Source organism: Acinetobacter sp. B-6 (genome assembly GCF_056930735.1).
Genome location: NZ_JBXPBY010000004.1, coordinates 198228 through 211968, shown reverse-complemented (window position 1 = coordinate 211968; position 13741 = coordinate 198228). Strand labels below are relative to the sequence as shown.

The 13741-nt window shown below is 41.4% G+C and carries 12 protein-coding genes and 4 tRNA genes; 12 read left to right on the top strand and 4 right to left on the bottom strand.

Going from position 1 to position 13741, the window contains the following annotated elements:
* The first annotated feature begins 109 nt into the window (after positions 1-109).
* Together rlmB and AC1Z3T_RS07100 are read left to right on the top strand one after the other, a co-directional pair.
* Complete coding sequence (gene rlmB / locus AC1Z3T_RS07105; protein WP_009584411.1) at positions 110-862, top strand: 23S rRNA (guanosine(2251)-2'-O)-methyltransferase RlmB; 753 nt, start codon at positions 110-112, stop codon at positions 860-862.
* 40 nt (positions 863-902) lie between these two features.
* Positions 903-1823, top strand: a complete 921-nt coding sequence (locus tag AC1Z3T_RS07100) for a DMT family transporter (protein ID WP_100886088.1) — start codon at positions 903-905, stop codon at positions 1821-1823.
* A 46-nt stretch (positions 1824-1869) separates the two neighbouring features.
* On the opposite strand, the gene coaE is transcribed toward AC1Z3T_RS07100, so the two are convergent.
* The 4 genes from coaE to pilB are packed head-to-tail and all read right to left on the bottom strand — an operon-like array spanning position 1870 to position 6351.
* Positions 1870-2469 carry a dephospho-CoA kinase gene (gene coaE, locus AC1Z3T_RS07095; protein ID WP_100886087.1) on the bottom strand — a complete coding sequence of 200 codons (600 nt, stop codon included), beginning with the start codon at positions 2467-2469 and terminating at the stop codon, positions 1870-1872.
* A 25-nt stretch (positions 2470-2494) separates the two neighbouring features.
* A complete protein-coding gene (locus tag AC1Z3T_RS07090; protein WP_171266140.1) occupies positions 2495-3376 on the bottom strand; it encodes a prepilin peptidase in 882 nt (293 codons plus the stop codon).
* 2 nt (positions 3377-3378) lie between these two features.
* Positions 3379-4611: a type II secretion system F family protein gene (locus AC1Z3T_RS07085; protein ID WP_100886086.1), complete on the bottom strand. Its 1233-nt coding sequence runs from the start codon at positions 4609-4611 to the stop codon at positions 3379-3381.
* Between the two features lie 27 nt (positions 4612-4638).
* Positions 4639-6351, bottom strand: coding sequence for a type IV-A pilus assembly ATPase PilB (gene pilB, locus AC1Z3T_RS07080; protein ID WP_100886085.1), 1713 nt, complete (start codon positions 6349-6351; stop codon positions 4639-4641).
* Positions 6352-6629: 278 nt separating this feature from the next.
* On the opposite strand from pilB, the gene tpiA reads away from it, so the two are divergent.
* From tpiA to AC1Z3T_RS07030, 10 genes are all read left to right on the top strand, one after another.
* On the top strand, positions 6630-7424 hold the full coding sequence (gene tpiA, locus AC1Z3T_RS07075; RefSeq protein ID WP_100886084.1) for a triose-phosphate isomerase: 795 nt from the start codon (positions 6630-6632) through the stop codon (positions 7422-7424).
* 9 nt (positions 7425-7433) lie between these two features.
* Entirely contained in the window at positions 7434-7775 is a 342-nt protein-coding gene (secG, locus tag AC1Z3T_RS07070) for a preprotein translocase subunit SecG (protein ID WP_004826367.1), read from the top strand.
* Between the two features lie 53 nt (positions 7776-7828).
* Positions 7829-7913 (top strand) — tRNA-Leu (locus AC1Z3T_RS07065).
* 44 nt (positions 7914-7957) lie between these two features.
* A tRNA-Met gene (locus AC1Z3T_RS07060) sits at positions 7958-8034 on the top strand.
* 75 nt (positions 8035-8109) lie between these two features.
* Positions 8110-8186 (top strand) — tRNA-Met (locus AC1Z3T_RS07055).
* A 103-nt stretch (positions 8187-8289) separates the two neighbouring features.
* Positions 8290-8366, top strand: a tRNA-Met gene (locus AC1Z3T_RS07050).
* Positions 8367-8567: 201 nt separating this feature from the next.
* Positions 8568-9092 carry a ribosome maturation factor RimP gene (rimP, locus tag AC1Z3T_RS07045; RefSeq protein WP_004826368.1) on the top strand — a complete coding sequence of 175 codons (525 nt, stop codon included), beginning with the start codon at positions 8568-8570 and terminating at the stop codon, positions 9090-9092.
* Positions 9093-9126: 34 nt separating this feature from the next.
* On the top strand, positions 9127-10611 hold the full coding sequence (gene nusA, locus AC1Z3T_RS07040; RefSeq protein WP_004826370.1) for a transcription termination factor NusA: 1485 nt from the start codon (positions 9127-9129) through the stop codon (positions 10609-10611).
* A 10-nt stretch (positions 10612-10621) separates the two neighbouring features.
* Positions 10622-13330, top strand: coding sequence for a translation initiation factor IF-2 (infB, locus tag AC1Z3T_RS07035; RefSeq protein ID WP_004826372.1), 2709 nt, complete (start codon positions 10622-10624; stop codon positions 13328-13330).
* Positions 13330-13725 (top strand): ribosome-binding factor A, encoded by a 396-nt coding sequence (locus AC1Z3T_RS07030; RefSeq protein ID WP_004826375.1) that lies wholly within the window; start codon positions 13330-13332, stop codon positions 13723-13725. Before infB ends, AC1Z3T_RS07030 begins: the two co-directional genes overlap by 1 nt.
* The last annotated feature ends 16 nt before the right edge of the window (positions 13726-13741 follow it).

Here is a 13741-nt window from a genome sequence, read left to right as displayed (position 1 = left end):
AAAGAATTTCTTAGCTAAATCGGTTAAACTGAATCATCAAATAGAATCCTGTAAAGTTGGCTTTGCAGGATTTTTCATTTCTATCATCCTGTTGTTAATGAGGTTGTTCATGGCGAAGTCTGAATATTATTATGGCGTTCATTCAGTGGAGTCATTATTAGAGTTGGAACCTGAACGTGTTTTAACCTTATTTACGTTAAAAGGGCGTGATGATCAGCGTTTGCAACGTATCTTGCAGCTTGCGGAACCGTTTGGGATCAGCGTGCAAAAAGCCAGTCGTGATAGTTTGGAAAAACTTGCAGGACAACCTTTCCATCAAGGGGTGGTCGCGGCAGTACGCCCACATCCTGTGTTGAATGAAAAAGATCTTGAGCAACTTTTAGAAAGCACTGATTCACCATTGTTGTTAGCACTTGATCACATCACAGACCCTCATAACCTTGGTGCATGTATTCGTACAGCAGCAGCGATGGGGGTTGAAGCCGTGATTGTACCACGTGATCGTTCAGCGACATTGACGCCGACTGCGCGTAAAGTCGCTGCGGGTGGTGCTGAAAAAGTGAAATTTATTCAAGTGACCAATTTGGCGCGAACACTCGGTCATATTAAAGAGCATTATCATGTTCGTGTGGTGGGCACCATGTTAGACGAAAATGCCTTGCCTATTCACAAGTTCGATTTTACAGGAACGCCTGTATGTGTGGTGATGGGTGCCGAAGATACGGGTTTGCGTCCAATTACCCAATCACAATGTGATCAAACTGTATTTATTCCTATGTCTGGGAATTTGCAAAGTTTGAATGTCAGTGTGGCGACAGGTATGGCATTGTACGAAGCATGTCGCCAACGTCAAGCAAGTTAATACGATCATTGCGATGATTGATCGTATTTGAGAAAACATCATGATGACTGTTCGTATCCAAGGCTATATTTATGTGGCAATCACCATGTGTATTTGGGGCGGATTTACCATTACCTCAAGGCTGAATGCGCTTTGGCATATCAGCCCTTGGGATATTACCGCATTACGTTTTTCTTTGGCATTTTGTATTTTGATGCCTATTTTAATTTATAAAAAAGACACCGCTTTTCTATTTAAAAAACAACCTTTTATTCTGGCTATGGTTGGTGGTGTTGTTTATTGCTTAACTTCTTATAGTGCATTCCATTTTGTACCAGCAGCCCATGCCGCAATTTTTCTAAATGGTTGTATTCCATTATGTACTGCCTTAGCGGGTTATTTGCTCTATCGCCAACCTTTTGACAAACATACATGGATCAGTTTGATTATTATGTTATTGGCGATCTCAGTGATGAGTTTCTTGATGTATCAACAAACAGGTGTGGCATTTGGTTTTGGTGATTTGCTATTTTTTCTCAGTGCAATCTGGTGGGGAATTTTTACAGTATTACTGCGTCAGTGGAAGCTTTCTGCATGGCATTCTATGGCTGGTGTGGCGATCTGGTCCGCTATCGTTTATGTACCGATGTATCTATTATTTTTACCAAAGCATTTGGACCAAGCGTCAACACCGCATTTATTGCTACAGACACTTTTTCATGGTGTATTTGTCGTGATCGTGGCAACCTTAGCCTATGTAGAAGCGATTAAGCGCCTTGGTGCATTTAAAACAGGCAGTATCGTAACACTGGCACCTTTTATCGCGGCAATAATTGCTGTGCCTTTGTTAAATGAGCCATTAAGTTTGGCAATGATCTGCGGTTTGATTGGTATGGGAATTGGGGCACTACAGCCTTGGCGTTGGTTTAGCCATAAAGACAGTTTGCAACAACGTTTAGATGTTAATAAACATAATCAATGAGTATTTTTAATTGCATGTTATTGATTTTCTGAGTGATAGTGCAGAATTAAGCTGTTGCAAGCTCTAGGTAGTATTGATGTAAGGGTGCTAATTTTGCATATAGATGATCAATATGACCATCGTTTAAAATAATATCATCTGCATGGTTTTGCTTTTCATGTCGTGGCATTTGCGCTGCAATGATTTTTTCAATTTGTTCAATAGATTGCCCATCACGTTGCGATGCACGTAAGATTTGTAAGTCTTCACTGGCATCTATCAATAAAGTACGTTGAGTCAGTTCGTGCTGATTGGTTTCAAACAGCAGTGGAGAAACCAAAATTGCATAGGGGCTGGTAGCTGCTTGTAGTTGTTGAATGATTGAAGCTCGAATCGCGGGGTGAGTGATCGACTCGAGCTGTTGGCGTGCCGAAGCATCTTTAAAAATATGTTCTCTTAATGCGCGACGATCCAATTCACCATTTGCCGTTAAAGTCCAATCGCCAAATACCTCTTGGATTTTTTTAAGCGCAGATTGACCTTTTTCAACAATTTCTCGTGCCACTATATCTGCATCTACAACAACAATTCCTTGGGACTCAAACCATTGACTTGCTGCGGATTTACCACTTCCAATGCCACCTGTTAAGCCCAAGATAAAAGTCATGTTGTCATCCCCATCGATGTTTAGATTATTGACCTAAGTAAATCTTCATGATTTGTTCGCCCCATAAGAATGCAATCCAACCCGCAATGGCGATATAAGGTCCAAAAGCAAAAGGAATATTTTCCTTACGAATTTTTAGCAGGATGATGCCAATGATTGCCCCGACAACCGAAGAAAGCAGGATAATCAAAGGTAGCATCAACGGTCCCATCCAAGCACCTAGTGCAGCAAGAAGCTTAAAGTCACCATAACCCATACCTTCCTTGCCTGTCACGATTTTAAACAGGTAATAGACAATCCATAGGCAAAGAAAACCAATAATATAACCCCAAATTGCAGCATTTGCTGTGGTATATATTTCAAATGAGTTAATTCCTAAACCCACAGCTGCGAGTGTTAAGGTAAAACGATCAGGTAGTAACTGTGTATCAAAATCAATAAAAGTCAGAGTAATCAGCACCCATGTCAGTAATACACCAAACACCATTTGGAGTGTTGGTCCATATACTGCAACAACGGTTAAGGAGCAGATTGCTGTCAGTAGTTCAACCAAAGGATAGCGGATACTGATGGGGTTTTGACATGAAGCACATTTACCACGTAACGCCAACCAACTGATCACTGGGATATTTTGATACCAGCGAATCGGTGTTTTGCATTGTGGACAGGTAGACGCTGGTTGACTCAGACTCAGCTTTTCTTCATCAATAACGATCTGTTGAGAACCTGCAAGCAATTGACATTCTGCTTGCCACTCTTGGCGCCACTCCTTTTCCATCATCTTCGGTGTGCGATAAATCACCACATTCAGGAAACTCCCGACACATAGACTGACTAGACCGACAACAATAAAAAGTGCAGTCGGTGATTGAATCAGAAGGTTTAAAAAATCGTGAAACATATTCATTATTATCCGCCAACAACTGAACCCATTTGGAAAATTGGAAGATACATGGCAATTACAAGACCACCAACCAATACGCCTAAGATTGCCATAATCAAAGGTTCCATCATTGAGGTTAAACCATCAACTGCATTATCCACTTCATTTTCAAAATGTGTAGCGACTTTATCGAGCATGGCATCCAGTGCACCAGACTCTTCACCGATCGCGACCATTTGCACAGCCATAGCTGGAAATTTGTTACTGACACGCATGGCAAAATTTAATTGTTGTCCTGTGGAGACATCTTCACGGATTTTCATCACCGCTTGTTCATAGACCACATTGTTGGTTGCCCCAGCAGTGGATTCTAATGCTTCAATGAGGGGAACCCCTGCTGCAAAGGTGGTGGCTAAGGTACGGCTATAACGTGCAATAATCGCTTTATAGACCAAATCACCAAAAATTGGCAATTTGAGTGCGGTTCGATCTAAAAAGTCTCGAAATTTTTGACTACGTTTTTTTGCTTCTAAAACTGCGGTAATCATAATCCCTATCATTAATAAAAGAACAAACCAATATTTTTGTGTCCAGTCTGACATACTGACTACCATTTGAGTAAAAGCAGGAAGATCTGCACCAAAAGAGCTAAAGAGATCCTGGAATACTGGGACAACCTTGACCATAAGGATAATGGTGACAATGAAAGCGACAATAATAACTGTAATAGGATACTTCATGGCCTTTTTAATTTTCTGTTTTAACAGCTCACTTTTTTCTTTATAGATCGCGACACGGTCTAGCATAGTCTCTAAAGCACCTGATTGCTCTCCTGACTCCACCAAGGAACAAAACAAGTTATCAAAGTAGCGGGGATATTTTCTTAGTGCCCCAGCAAAAGTATTTCCGCCTTCAACTTCACTTTTGATTCCTAAAACAACTTCTCGCATAGAAGGGTTTTCTAAACCTTCGGCAACAATTTCAAAACTTTGTACCAAAGGCACACCCGCTTTCATCATAGTAGCAAGTTGGCGGGTAAAAATGGTAATATCTAAAGTTGATATTCCCTTTTTCATTAAACCTTCAAAAATATTTTTCTTTTTTTCTCGAATGGTTTTAATGGTAATGCCTTGCTTTCTCAACGTAACTTTGGCAAGTGCCATATTCCGTGCAGGCAATTCTCCCTTGACCTTGATTCCTTTACGATCAACCCCGTCATAAGCAAAGGTAGGCATCATTTGCGCTTTTTTAGCTGCCATAACAATTTCCTTAAATATTGATTATATTTATTCGCTGGTTACGCGGTTAATTTCTTGTAAAGACGTTAAACCATTCATAACCTTTTTTAAACCCGAACGTCGCAAATTATCAAACCCCAATTTTTCAGATGCTGCTGCAATTTGCAGTGCGTTGCCATCTTCCATGATAATTTTTGAAATTTCAGGTGTTACTTTCATCACCTCATAAATACCGACTCGTCCTTTATAACCTTCTCTACATTCAGAACAGCCTACAGGCTGAAAAATCTGTAAATCAGGGTGGTTTAAGTCTTGTTCAGTAAAGCCCAGTTCTAACAAACTTTGTTTCGGAATTTCAATAGGTGCTTTACAGTGGTTGCATAAGCGCCGAGCAAGACGTTGTGCAATCACAAGATTGACCGATGTTGCAATATTGAAGGATGGCACGCCCATATTGCGCAAACGGGTTAAGGTTTCAGGTGCACTGTTGGTATGCAGTGTGGACATCACCATATGACCTGTTTGGGCTGCTTTGATTGCAATTTCAGCCGTTTCAAGGTCTCGAATCTCCCCGACCATAATAATATCTGGATCTTGACGAAGAAATGATTTTAGTGCGACCGAAAAGGTCAATCCTGCTTTAAGATTGACGTTGACTTGGTTAATCCCCTCCAAGTTAATCTCGACAGGGTCTTCTGCGGTTGAAATATTGGAACTTTCGGTATTGAGGATATTTAAGCCTGTATACAACGATACGGTTTTACCAGACCCTGTTGGACCTGTAATCAATAACATGCCTTGTGGTTTTTCTAGAGCTTCCATAAATAAAGCTTTTTGATCTTCTTCATAGCCCAACGCATCAATCCCTAACATGGCACTGGAAGGATCAAGAATACGTAGAACTAATTTTTCACCAAACAATGTTGGCAGTGAGTTAACACGAAAATCAATAGCTTTGGTTTTGGATAGTTTTAGCTTAATACGCCCATCTTGAGGAATACGTTTCTCTGAAATATCCATTTGTGACATGACTTTTAAACGGGATGCTAAACGATTCGCCAATTGCAGTGGGGGATTGGTAATGGTTCTAAGTACACCATCTACGCGATAGCGAACACGATAACTTTTTTCATAAGGTTCAAAATGTAAGTCTGAGGCGCCCATTCGAATGGCATCAATTAGCAGTTTATTGACATATTTAACAATCGGCGCTTCTTCTTCAGCAGTTTCTTCATCAAGCTCTGCGGGTTCATTTTCATCTGTTGCAATAATATCAACATCAAAATCTTCATCGCCAAAATTAAAGCTTTCTTCTACAGTAAAATGCTTGGCTATAATTTTTTCTAATTTATGATGTTCAACGATGATTGGTTCAATATTTAGACCACAACTAAAACGAATCGCATCAAGTGCCTCGATATTGGTGGGGTCGCTGGTTGCAACATATAAGATATTACCGCGTTGCACCAATGGAATCACCCCATGTTTACTGATCAAACCGGCGTCCACAATGTCCTTGGGCAACATTTCAGGGTTAAAACTGTCTAGATCAAAAATAGGCTCACCGAACTCGGAGGAGATCATTTCAGCGATCAGCAATGGTGAGATCGCTAATTTCTCAATCAGGTAAGGCACCAAATGGGTTTTACTTTTTTGAGCACTTGTTAAGGCATCTTTCATTTGCTGAGCAGATAAAAAGCCTTCATCGACTAAGCGACGGATATAACCCGAAAACTTAGGTGAACCATTTTGCATAGACATCCCCAAAACACTTTAAATTTAATTTTATAATTGGAATAATAAAATTATACGATGATCCTTAAAAATATCTAGAATTAAACGTATTCTTCTAAAAACATATTTTAACCATAATTTGCGCCAATTTGACTTTTGTTGACGATCTTTGAAACGTTTTATATTTCTAGCGCATATATTCACTGACAGACTTTAGAACAGAAGTGCGAATTGATAAAGAAAAAATACTTTAAAAATCTAAATTCCGTGTAGAATGTGCACATTTTCGATAAAAGGTTAGATGTATGTCGAGTTCGACTATTATTCCTTGGGTTGTCGGCAATTGGAAAATGAACCCAATGCAAGCGAATTCGCAACAGCTCATACAAGACTTAAAACAGTATTTACAACAAAACCCAATTACACAACAACAATGTCATTTGGGGGTTGCGCCGATTTCTATTGCTTTATTGTCGGTACAACAACAACTTCAAGATGCTCATTCACCGGTTAAGGTTGTTGCTCAAGACTTGTCTCAAATGTCAGGTACTGGTGCATATACCGGTGAAGTGAGTGCAGAATTGCTCAAAGATAGTCAGATTGATTATGTATTGGTTGGGCATTCTGAGCGCCGTGAAATTTTTGGTGATGATGTTGTGAAAGTAAAAGCGAAACTGACCAATGCGCTGAATGCTGGGCTAACTGTCATTTATTGCGTTGGGGAAAGCCTCGAACAACGTGAGACGGGTCAAGCTGAACAGGTGGTTTTACAACAAATTTGTGATCTTGCTGCGGTTGTAAAAGCAGGGCAGTGGCACAATATTGTTATTGCTTATGAGCCAATTTGGGCGATTGGAACAGGCAAGACCGCATCGCCACAAGATGCTCAAGCGATGCATGCAAAAATTCGTGAAGGTTTAACTCAAATTGCAGTTGAAGCACAACAAACGGCTATTTTATATGGCGGTAGTGTCAAAGCTGAAAATGCAGTAGAGTTGGCTGCGTGTCCAGATATCAACGGTGCACTGGTTGGTGGTGCATCACTTAATGCAGAGTCTTTTTATAAAATTGCTCAAGCATTTGCTAATACAAAAGAATAGGAGTTCAGCATGCATACATTTGTGCTGGTTGTACATATCATCTTGGCTGTTTTAATGATCGGGCTTATTCTCGTTCAGCACGGTAAAGGTGCAGATGCAGGCGCTTCATTTGGTGGTGGTGGCGCAGCTACGGTATTTGGTGCTTCAGGTTCAGCAAGCTTTTTAACCCGATTAACTGCAATTTTGACGGCTTTATTTTTTATTACCAGCTTAAGCCTAGCAGTCTTTGCGAAAAAACAAACGACGGATGCTTATGGGTTGAAAACAGTACAAACGACAACCCAAACAACTGCACCTGTACCAACAAATACGGGTGAAACTTCGCCAACTGCACCAAAAACTGGCGAATAATGTCAATTAGTCCTTTCTTTTTCTAAGGGATGCGACTAGAATGCGTCACAGCTGCGGTGGTGGTGGAATTGGTAGACACGCTACCTTGAGGTGGTAGTGCTTTCGGGCGTGGGGGTTCAAGTCCCCCCTTCCGCACCAACAATAAACCAGTATTGTTGGTGCTAGCGGCTAAAAAACATTGTTGCGGGATGGAGCAGTCTGGTAGCTCGTCGGGCTCATAACCCGAAGGTCGTTGGTTCAAATCCAGCTCCCGCTACCAATTTAATTAAGATGCAACTTAATTAAAGATAATTTAGATCAAAAGTCTATTTTATTTGTAAATTTGCAGTATTGTTGCGGGATGGAGCAGTCTGGTAGCTCGTCGGGCTCATAACCCGAAGGTCGTTGGTTCAAATCCAGCTCCCGCTACCATTTTGATTGAGGTGCAACTTGATCAAGCAAGAAAATAGAATGATCAATATTTTAATATTGATTGAAAAATTCAAAGTTCTTGTATATAATTTTGCAACGCTGATGCGGGATGGAGCAGTCTGGTAGCTCGTCGGGCTCATAACCCGAAGGTCGTTGGTTCAAATCCAGCTCCCGCTACCAAGTTTCTAAAAAGGGCTCACAGATAGGTGGGTCTTTTTGCATAGTGAATTACGATTTACTGTGCGATAATAGGGGCGATTACGCCCTTTTTTATTGGCTATCGTGTGGTGTGGACATCAATTGGTCAAAAAGACATGCTTCACTATAGTAAGTTGAATAAGTCCAGTGAGCGATTGAATCGCACAAATATGACGAGAGTAAATGAAGCTATCAAATAAAACTCAAGCACTTCAAGATTTAATAACTCCTGCAGTGCAAGCTTGTGATGTAGAACTTTGGGGGATTGAATTCATTCCTCAAGGTAAGCGTTCTTTATTGCGTATTTATATTGATAAAGACGTTGCTGAAAATGCTGAGCCAACCATAAATGAAGATGGTGAGGTTGAGTTGGGTCGTGGTATTGGCGTACAGGACTGTGTGCGTGTGACTCAACAGGTGGGTGCAATCTTAGATGTGCATGATCCAATTTCAGGTGAGTATGCTTTGGAAGTGTCTTCTCCAGGTTGGGATCGTCCATTCTTTCAGTTGGCGCAGTTAGAAAAATATATCGGACAACAAGTTGCATTGCGTTTGATTGCAGCCGTTGAAAATCGTCGTAAATTCCAAGCCAAGTTGGTTGCTGTAGATTTAGAAAATGAAATGATTCAAGTCGAAGTTGAAAAACAGCAGGTACTTGAGATAGACAGTAACAACATAGACAAAGCGAATTTGATCTTTCAGGATTAATCCAGAAATAGAAATCTGAATAAATAGGTGACTTATGGCACGTGAAATTCTCACCGTCGTTGAAACGGTTAGTAATGAGAAAGGTGTGAGTCGTGAAGCAATTTTTGAAGCACTTGAACAGGCTTTAGTTGCAGCGACTAAAAAGAAATTCTACGAAGGAACGAATTCGGAAGAAGCGCAGTTACGTGTAGAAATTGACCGCAAAACCGGTGACTATAGTACTTTTCGTCAGTGGGAAGTGGTTGCAGATGAAGATCACGAAATGCCAGCATGTCAGGATGCAATTTCTGATGTAGATCCTGCAAAATGGTCGATCGGGGATATTCGTGAGCTCGAAGTACCGTCTATTGATTTCGGTCGTATTGCTGCGCAAATTGCTAAACAAGTGATTGTACAAAAAATTCGTGAAGCAGAGCGTGCATTGGTTGCTGATGCTTATGAGTCTAAAGTGGGTGAGTTAATCTACGGTGAAGTGAAAAAACAAACCAAAGATGGCTTTATCATTGACTTAGGTGATAACGCAGAAGCATATTTGGCACGTGAAGAAATGATTCCAAAAGAAATTCTTCGTCCAAAACAACGTATGAATGCGATTCTTTATAATGTGAATCGTGAAGGTCGTGGCGCACAGTTACTATTGTCTCGTGCTAAACCTGAAATGCTGATTGCTTTGATGAAAAAAGAAATTCCAGAAATTTCTGAGGAAATCATTGAAATTAAAGCAGCAGCACGTCAACCGGGTGTACGCGCAAAAATCGCGGTCAAAACCAATGACCATCGTATTGACCCTGTAGGTGCATGTATTGGTATGCGTGGTACACGTATCCAAGCAGTACAATCAGAGTTAAATGGTGAACGTATTGATGTTGTGGTGTGGTCTGATGATCCAGCTCAATATATCGCAAGTGCTTTAGAGCCAGCAGATGTATCGGGTATCGTGATTGATGAAGATGCACACACAGCGGATATTATTTTTGCAACCAGTGATCAACTTGCTCGTGCAATTGGCTCACAAGGACAAAACGTTCGTTTAGCATCAGAGCTGACAGGTTATAAGTTAGATATGATGCTTGAAGATGAGTATCGTGCTCGTCAACAAAATGAAGCTCAACAGTATTTAGATATGTTTGTTACACGTCTAGATATTGAAGAAGATCTCGCAATGGCTTTGGTAGAAATGGGCTTTACCTCACTTGAGGAAATTGCTTATGTACCTGCGGAAACTTTCGATGAAATCGAATTGGATGCAGATACAGTTGAATTACTACAAAGTCGCGCAAAAGAAGCCGCTTTGGCTGATGCATTAAAACAGCAAGAAGATATTCAGGACCCAAGTCCAGAACTTGTTGCGATGGAAGGTATGACTTCTGAAATTGCACAGGCTTTAGCAGCACGCGGTGTAATCACAGTCGATGACTTGGCGGATCAAGCAACGGATGATATTTCTGATATCGAAGGCTTGGGCGCTGAAAAAGCGGGTCAATTGATTATGAAAGCACGTGAATCATGGTTTAACTAGGAGGTAGTACATGACGGATAAGTCAATTCAAGAGTTAGCAGTCAGTGTAGGACTTCCAGTTACAAAGCTCCTTGATCAGGTGCGTGAAGCTGGGTTACCTCAAAAGCAGGCTGAAGACAAAATTTCTACTGAACAGCAAGATGTGCTCGTGAACCATTTGAAAAAAGCTCATGGTCAAGATACGGGACAAGCAGGACAAATCACGTTGAAACGTAAAACGACAAGTACCGCGAAAGTGGCGAGTACTTCAGGTAAGGCTAAAACTATCAATGTTGAAGTTCGTAAAAAACATACGTTTACTAAGCCAGATCCTGAACAAATTAAAGCGGAAGCTTTAGCAAAAGCGCAAGCGACGGCTCAGGCAAATTCAGCGCCAAAAGCACAGCAAGTGCCTGTGGCAAATGAAGCTGAAAAAACAGAAAGCTCTGCAAAAGCCAATTTAGAAAAAATGCGTGCTGCGGCAAAACAGCAAACTGCAGCAAAAGAAACACCAAAAGCAGCTGTGGTTGTTAAACGTAAGTCGACCAATAAACCGATTACCAAAGCAACTGTAAAAACAATTGAAACACCTGAACAAAAGCGTGCGCGTGAAGCTCAGGCAGCCCAATTAAAAGCTGCTGAGGAAGCGGCTCGTCGTAAGTCAGCAGAAGAAGCACAACAACGTACACTTGAGCAAATGCGTCAAATGGCGTCTAAGTATTCTTCTGATGAAACAACAACGACTATTCGTGTAGTTGATGATTCACCGTTGGCTGCTGGTTTGGTTGGTCAAGCATATGAAGACTCATTTGCAAAAGAAGACCGTGAAATCAAACGTGGTACCAATACTGCAAATACACGTTCTCCGAAGAAAGGTGGTCGTCGTGGTCAGGAAGAACAATCTTTCAGTCATAACCCACATAAACGTGGTTTAAAAACCAGCCAAGCGAATAAACATGGTTTTGAAAAACCTGTTAAAAAGCAAGTGTATGACGTTGAAATTGGTTCAACAATCGTGGTTGCTGACTTGGCTGCAAAAATGGCAGTTAAAGTCCGTGAAGTGATTAAATCACTCATGAAAATGGGTGAATTGGTTACACAAAACCAAGCCATTGATCAAGAAGTTGCAGCATTGATTGTTGAGGAAATGGGACATAATCCAGTTCTTGTTTCTGATACACAAGCTGAAGATAACTTGCTCGAAGCAGCTGAAGGCGCGCGTGGAGCACAAACTACACGTGCACCAGTGGTTACCATCATGGGTCACGTTGACCATGGTAAAACATCGCTTCTTGACCGTATTCGTCGTGCTAAAGTGGCTCAAGGCGAAGCGGGCGGTATCACACAGCATATCGGTGCTTATCATGTAACCACTGATAAAGGGATTATTACTTTCCTTGATACACCAGGACATGCTGCATTTACTGCAATGCGTTCACGTGGTGCGAAAGCTACAGATATCGTGGTATTGGTTGTTGCAGCAGATGATGGCGTAATGCCACAAACTGCGGAAGCGATTGATCATGCTCGTGCTGCAGGTACTCCGATTATTGTTGCAATCAACAAAATGGATAAAGAATCTGCCGATCCAGATCGTGTATTGAACGAATTGACGACCAAAGAAATCGTGCCTGAACAATGGGGCGGTGATGTTCCAGTTGCAATGGTTTCAGCACACTCTGGTCAAGGTATCGATGAGCTTCTAGATTTAATTTCAATTCAAGCTGAAATGTTAGAGTTGAAAGCATCTGAAGAAGGTGCTGCGCAAGGTGTTGTAATTGAAGCGCGTGTAGACAATAGCCGTGGTGCGGTAACGTCTATTCTGGTTCAAAACGGTACTTTGAAAGTTGGTGATCTTGTTCTTGCTGGTGCATCTTACGGACGTGTTCGTGCGATGACAGATGAAAACGGTCAACGTATTCAATCAGCAGGTCCTTCGATTCCAGTTGAGATTTTAGGTCTTCCTGAAGCACCAATGGCTGGTGATGAAGTGCTTGTTGTTAATGACGAGAAAAAAGCACGTGAAGTTGCTGATGCTCGTATGGATCGTGAACGTCAAAAACGTCTTGAACGTCAAAGTGCGATGCGTCTTGAAAACATCATGGCATCTATGGGCAAGAAAGATGTGCCTATCGTGAATGTTGTGCTTAAAACTGATGTACGTGGTACCTTGGAAGCATTGCATGTTGCATTGGCTGATCTTGCGACTGATGAAGTTAAAGTCCGTGTAATCGGTTCGGGCGTGGGCGCAATCACTGAGTCTGATGTTACTCTTGCTGAATCTTCAGAAGCTGTACTGCTAGGCTTTAACGTACGTGCTGATAATACTGCACGTCAAAAAGCAGATGCTGATGGTATCGACATTCGTTACTACTCAATCATTTATCAGCTTATTGATGATGTGAAAGCTGCAATGAGTGGTAAACTTGCACCTGAACATCGTGAAACGATTCTGGGTGTTGCAGAAGTTCGTGAAGTATTCCATTCAAGTAAATTCGGTGCTGCTGCGGGCTGTATGGTACTTGAAGGTGTATTGCATCGTAATAAACCAATTCGTGTACTTCGTGATGATGTGGTGGTATTCCAAGGTGAGCTTGAGTCACTTCGCCGTTATAAAGAAGTGGTTGAAGAAGTTCGTGCTGGTATGGAATGTGGTCTTGCTGTTAAAGGCTATAAAGACATCAAAGCCCTCGATAAAATCGAAGTATATGATGTTCAGTTGATCAAACGGAGTCTTTAATGGCGGGTAGTCAACGTCTTAAGCGCATGGCGGATACAGTACAACGTGAGTTGTCAGAACTGATTCGTCAAGAGCTTAAAGATCCACGCTTAGGTGGTCTTGTGACCATTTCAGCGGTGAAAGTCAGTGCTGACTTGGGTTATGCAGAAGTTTACGTGACTGTTATGGGGCGTGAACTTGGTGATGAGCAAAGTGAAGCAGCAAATAAAGAAACCTTGGATGTGTTAAATAAAGCCTCTGGTTTCTTGCGTCACGAGTTAGGTCGTCGGATCAAAACACGTATAACGCCTCGTTTGCGCTTTCATTACGACAAAACCAATGCTTATGGTAACTATATGTTTGGTTTAATCGCAGAAGCAGTAAAAGATTTACCTGAGCAAAAAGACGAAGAATAAGTATTTGTAGAAAGCC

Coding starts and splice junctions, on each gene's coding strand:
- rlmB (WP_009584411.1), top strand. CDS start 110: ATGGCGAAGTCTGAATATTATTATGGCGTTCATTCAGTGGAGTCATTA.
- AC1Z3T_RS07100 (WP_100886088.1), top strand. CDS start 903: ATGATGACTGTTCGTATCCAAGGCTATATTTATGTGGCAATCACCATG.
- coaE (WP_100886087.1), bottom strand. CDS start 2,469: ATGACTTTTATCTTGGGCTTAACAGGTGGCATTGGAAGTGGTAAATCC.
- AC1Z3T_RS07090 (WP_171266140.1), bottom strand. CDS start 3,376: ATGAATATGTTTCACGATTTTTTAAACCTTCTGATTCAATCACCGACT.
- AC1Z3T_RS07085 (WP_100886086.1), bottom strand. CDS start 4,611: ATGGCAGCTAAAAAAGCGCAAATGATGCCTACCTTTGCTTATGACGGG.
- pilB (WP_100886085.1), bottom strand. CDS start 6,351: ATGTCTATGCAAAATGGTTCACCTAAGTTTTCGGGTTATATCCGTCGC.
- tpiA (WP_100886084.1), top strand. CDS start 6,630: ATGTCGAGTTCGACTATTATTCCTTGGGTTGTCGGCAATTGGAAAATG.
- secG (WP_004826367.1), top strand. CDS start 7,434: ATGCATACATTTGTGCTGGTTGTACATATCATCTTGGCTGTTTTAATG.
- rimP (WP_004826368.1), top strand. CDS start 8,568: ATGAAGCTATCAAATAAAACTCAAGCACTTCAAGATTTAATAACTCCT.
- nusA (WP_004826370.1), top strand. CDS start 9,127: ATGGCACGTGAAATTCTCACCGTCGTTGAAACGGTTAGTAATGAGAAA.
- infB (WP_004826372.1), top strand. CDS start 10,622: ATGACGGATAAGTCAATTCAAGAGTTAGCAGTCAGTGTAGGACTTCCA.
- AC1Z3T_RS07030 (WP_004826375.1), top strand. CDS start 13,330: ATGGCGGGTAGTCAACGTCTTAAGCGCATGGCGGATACAGTACAACGT.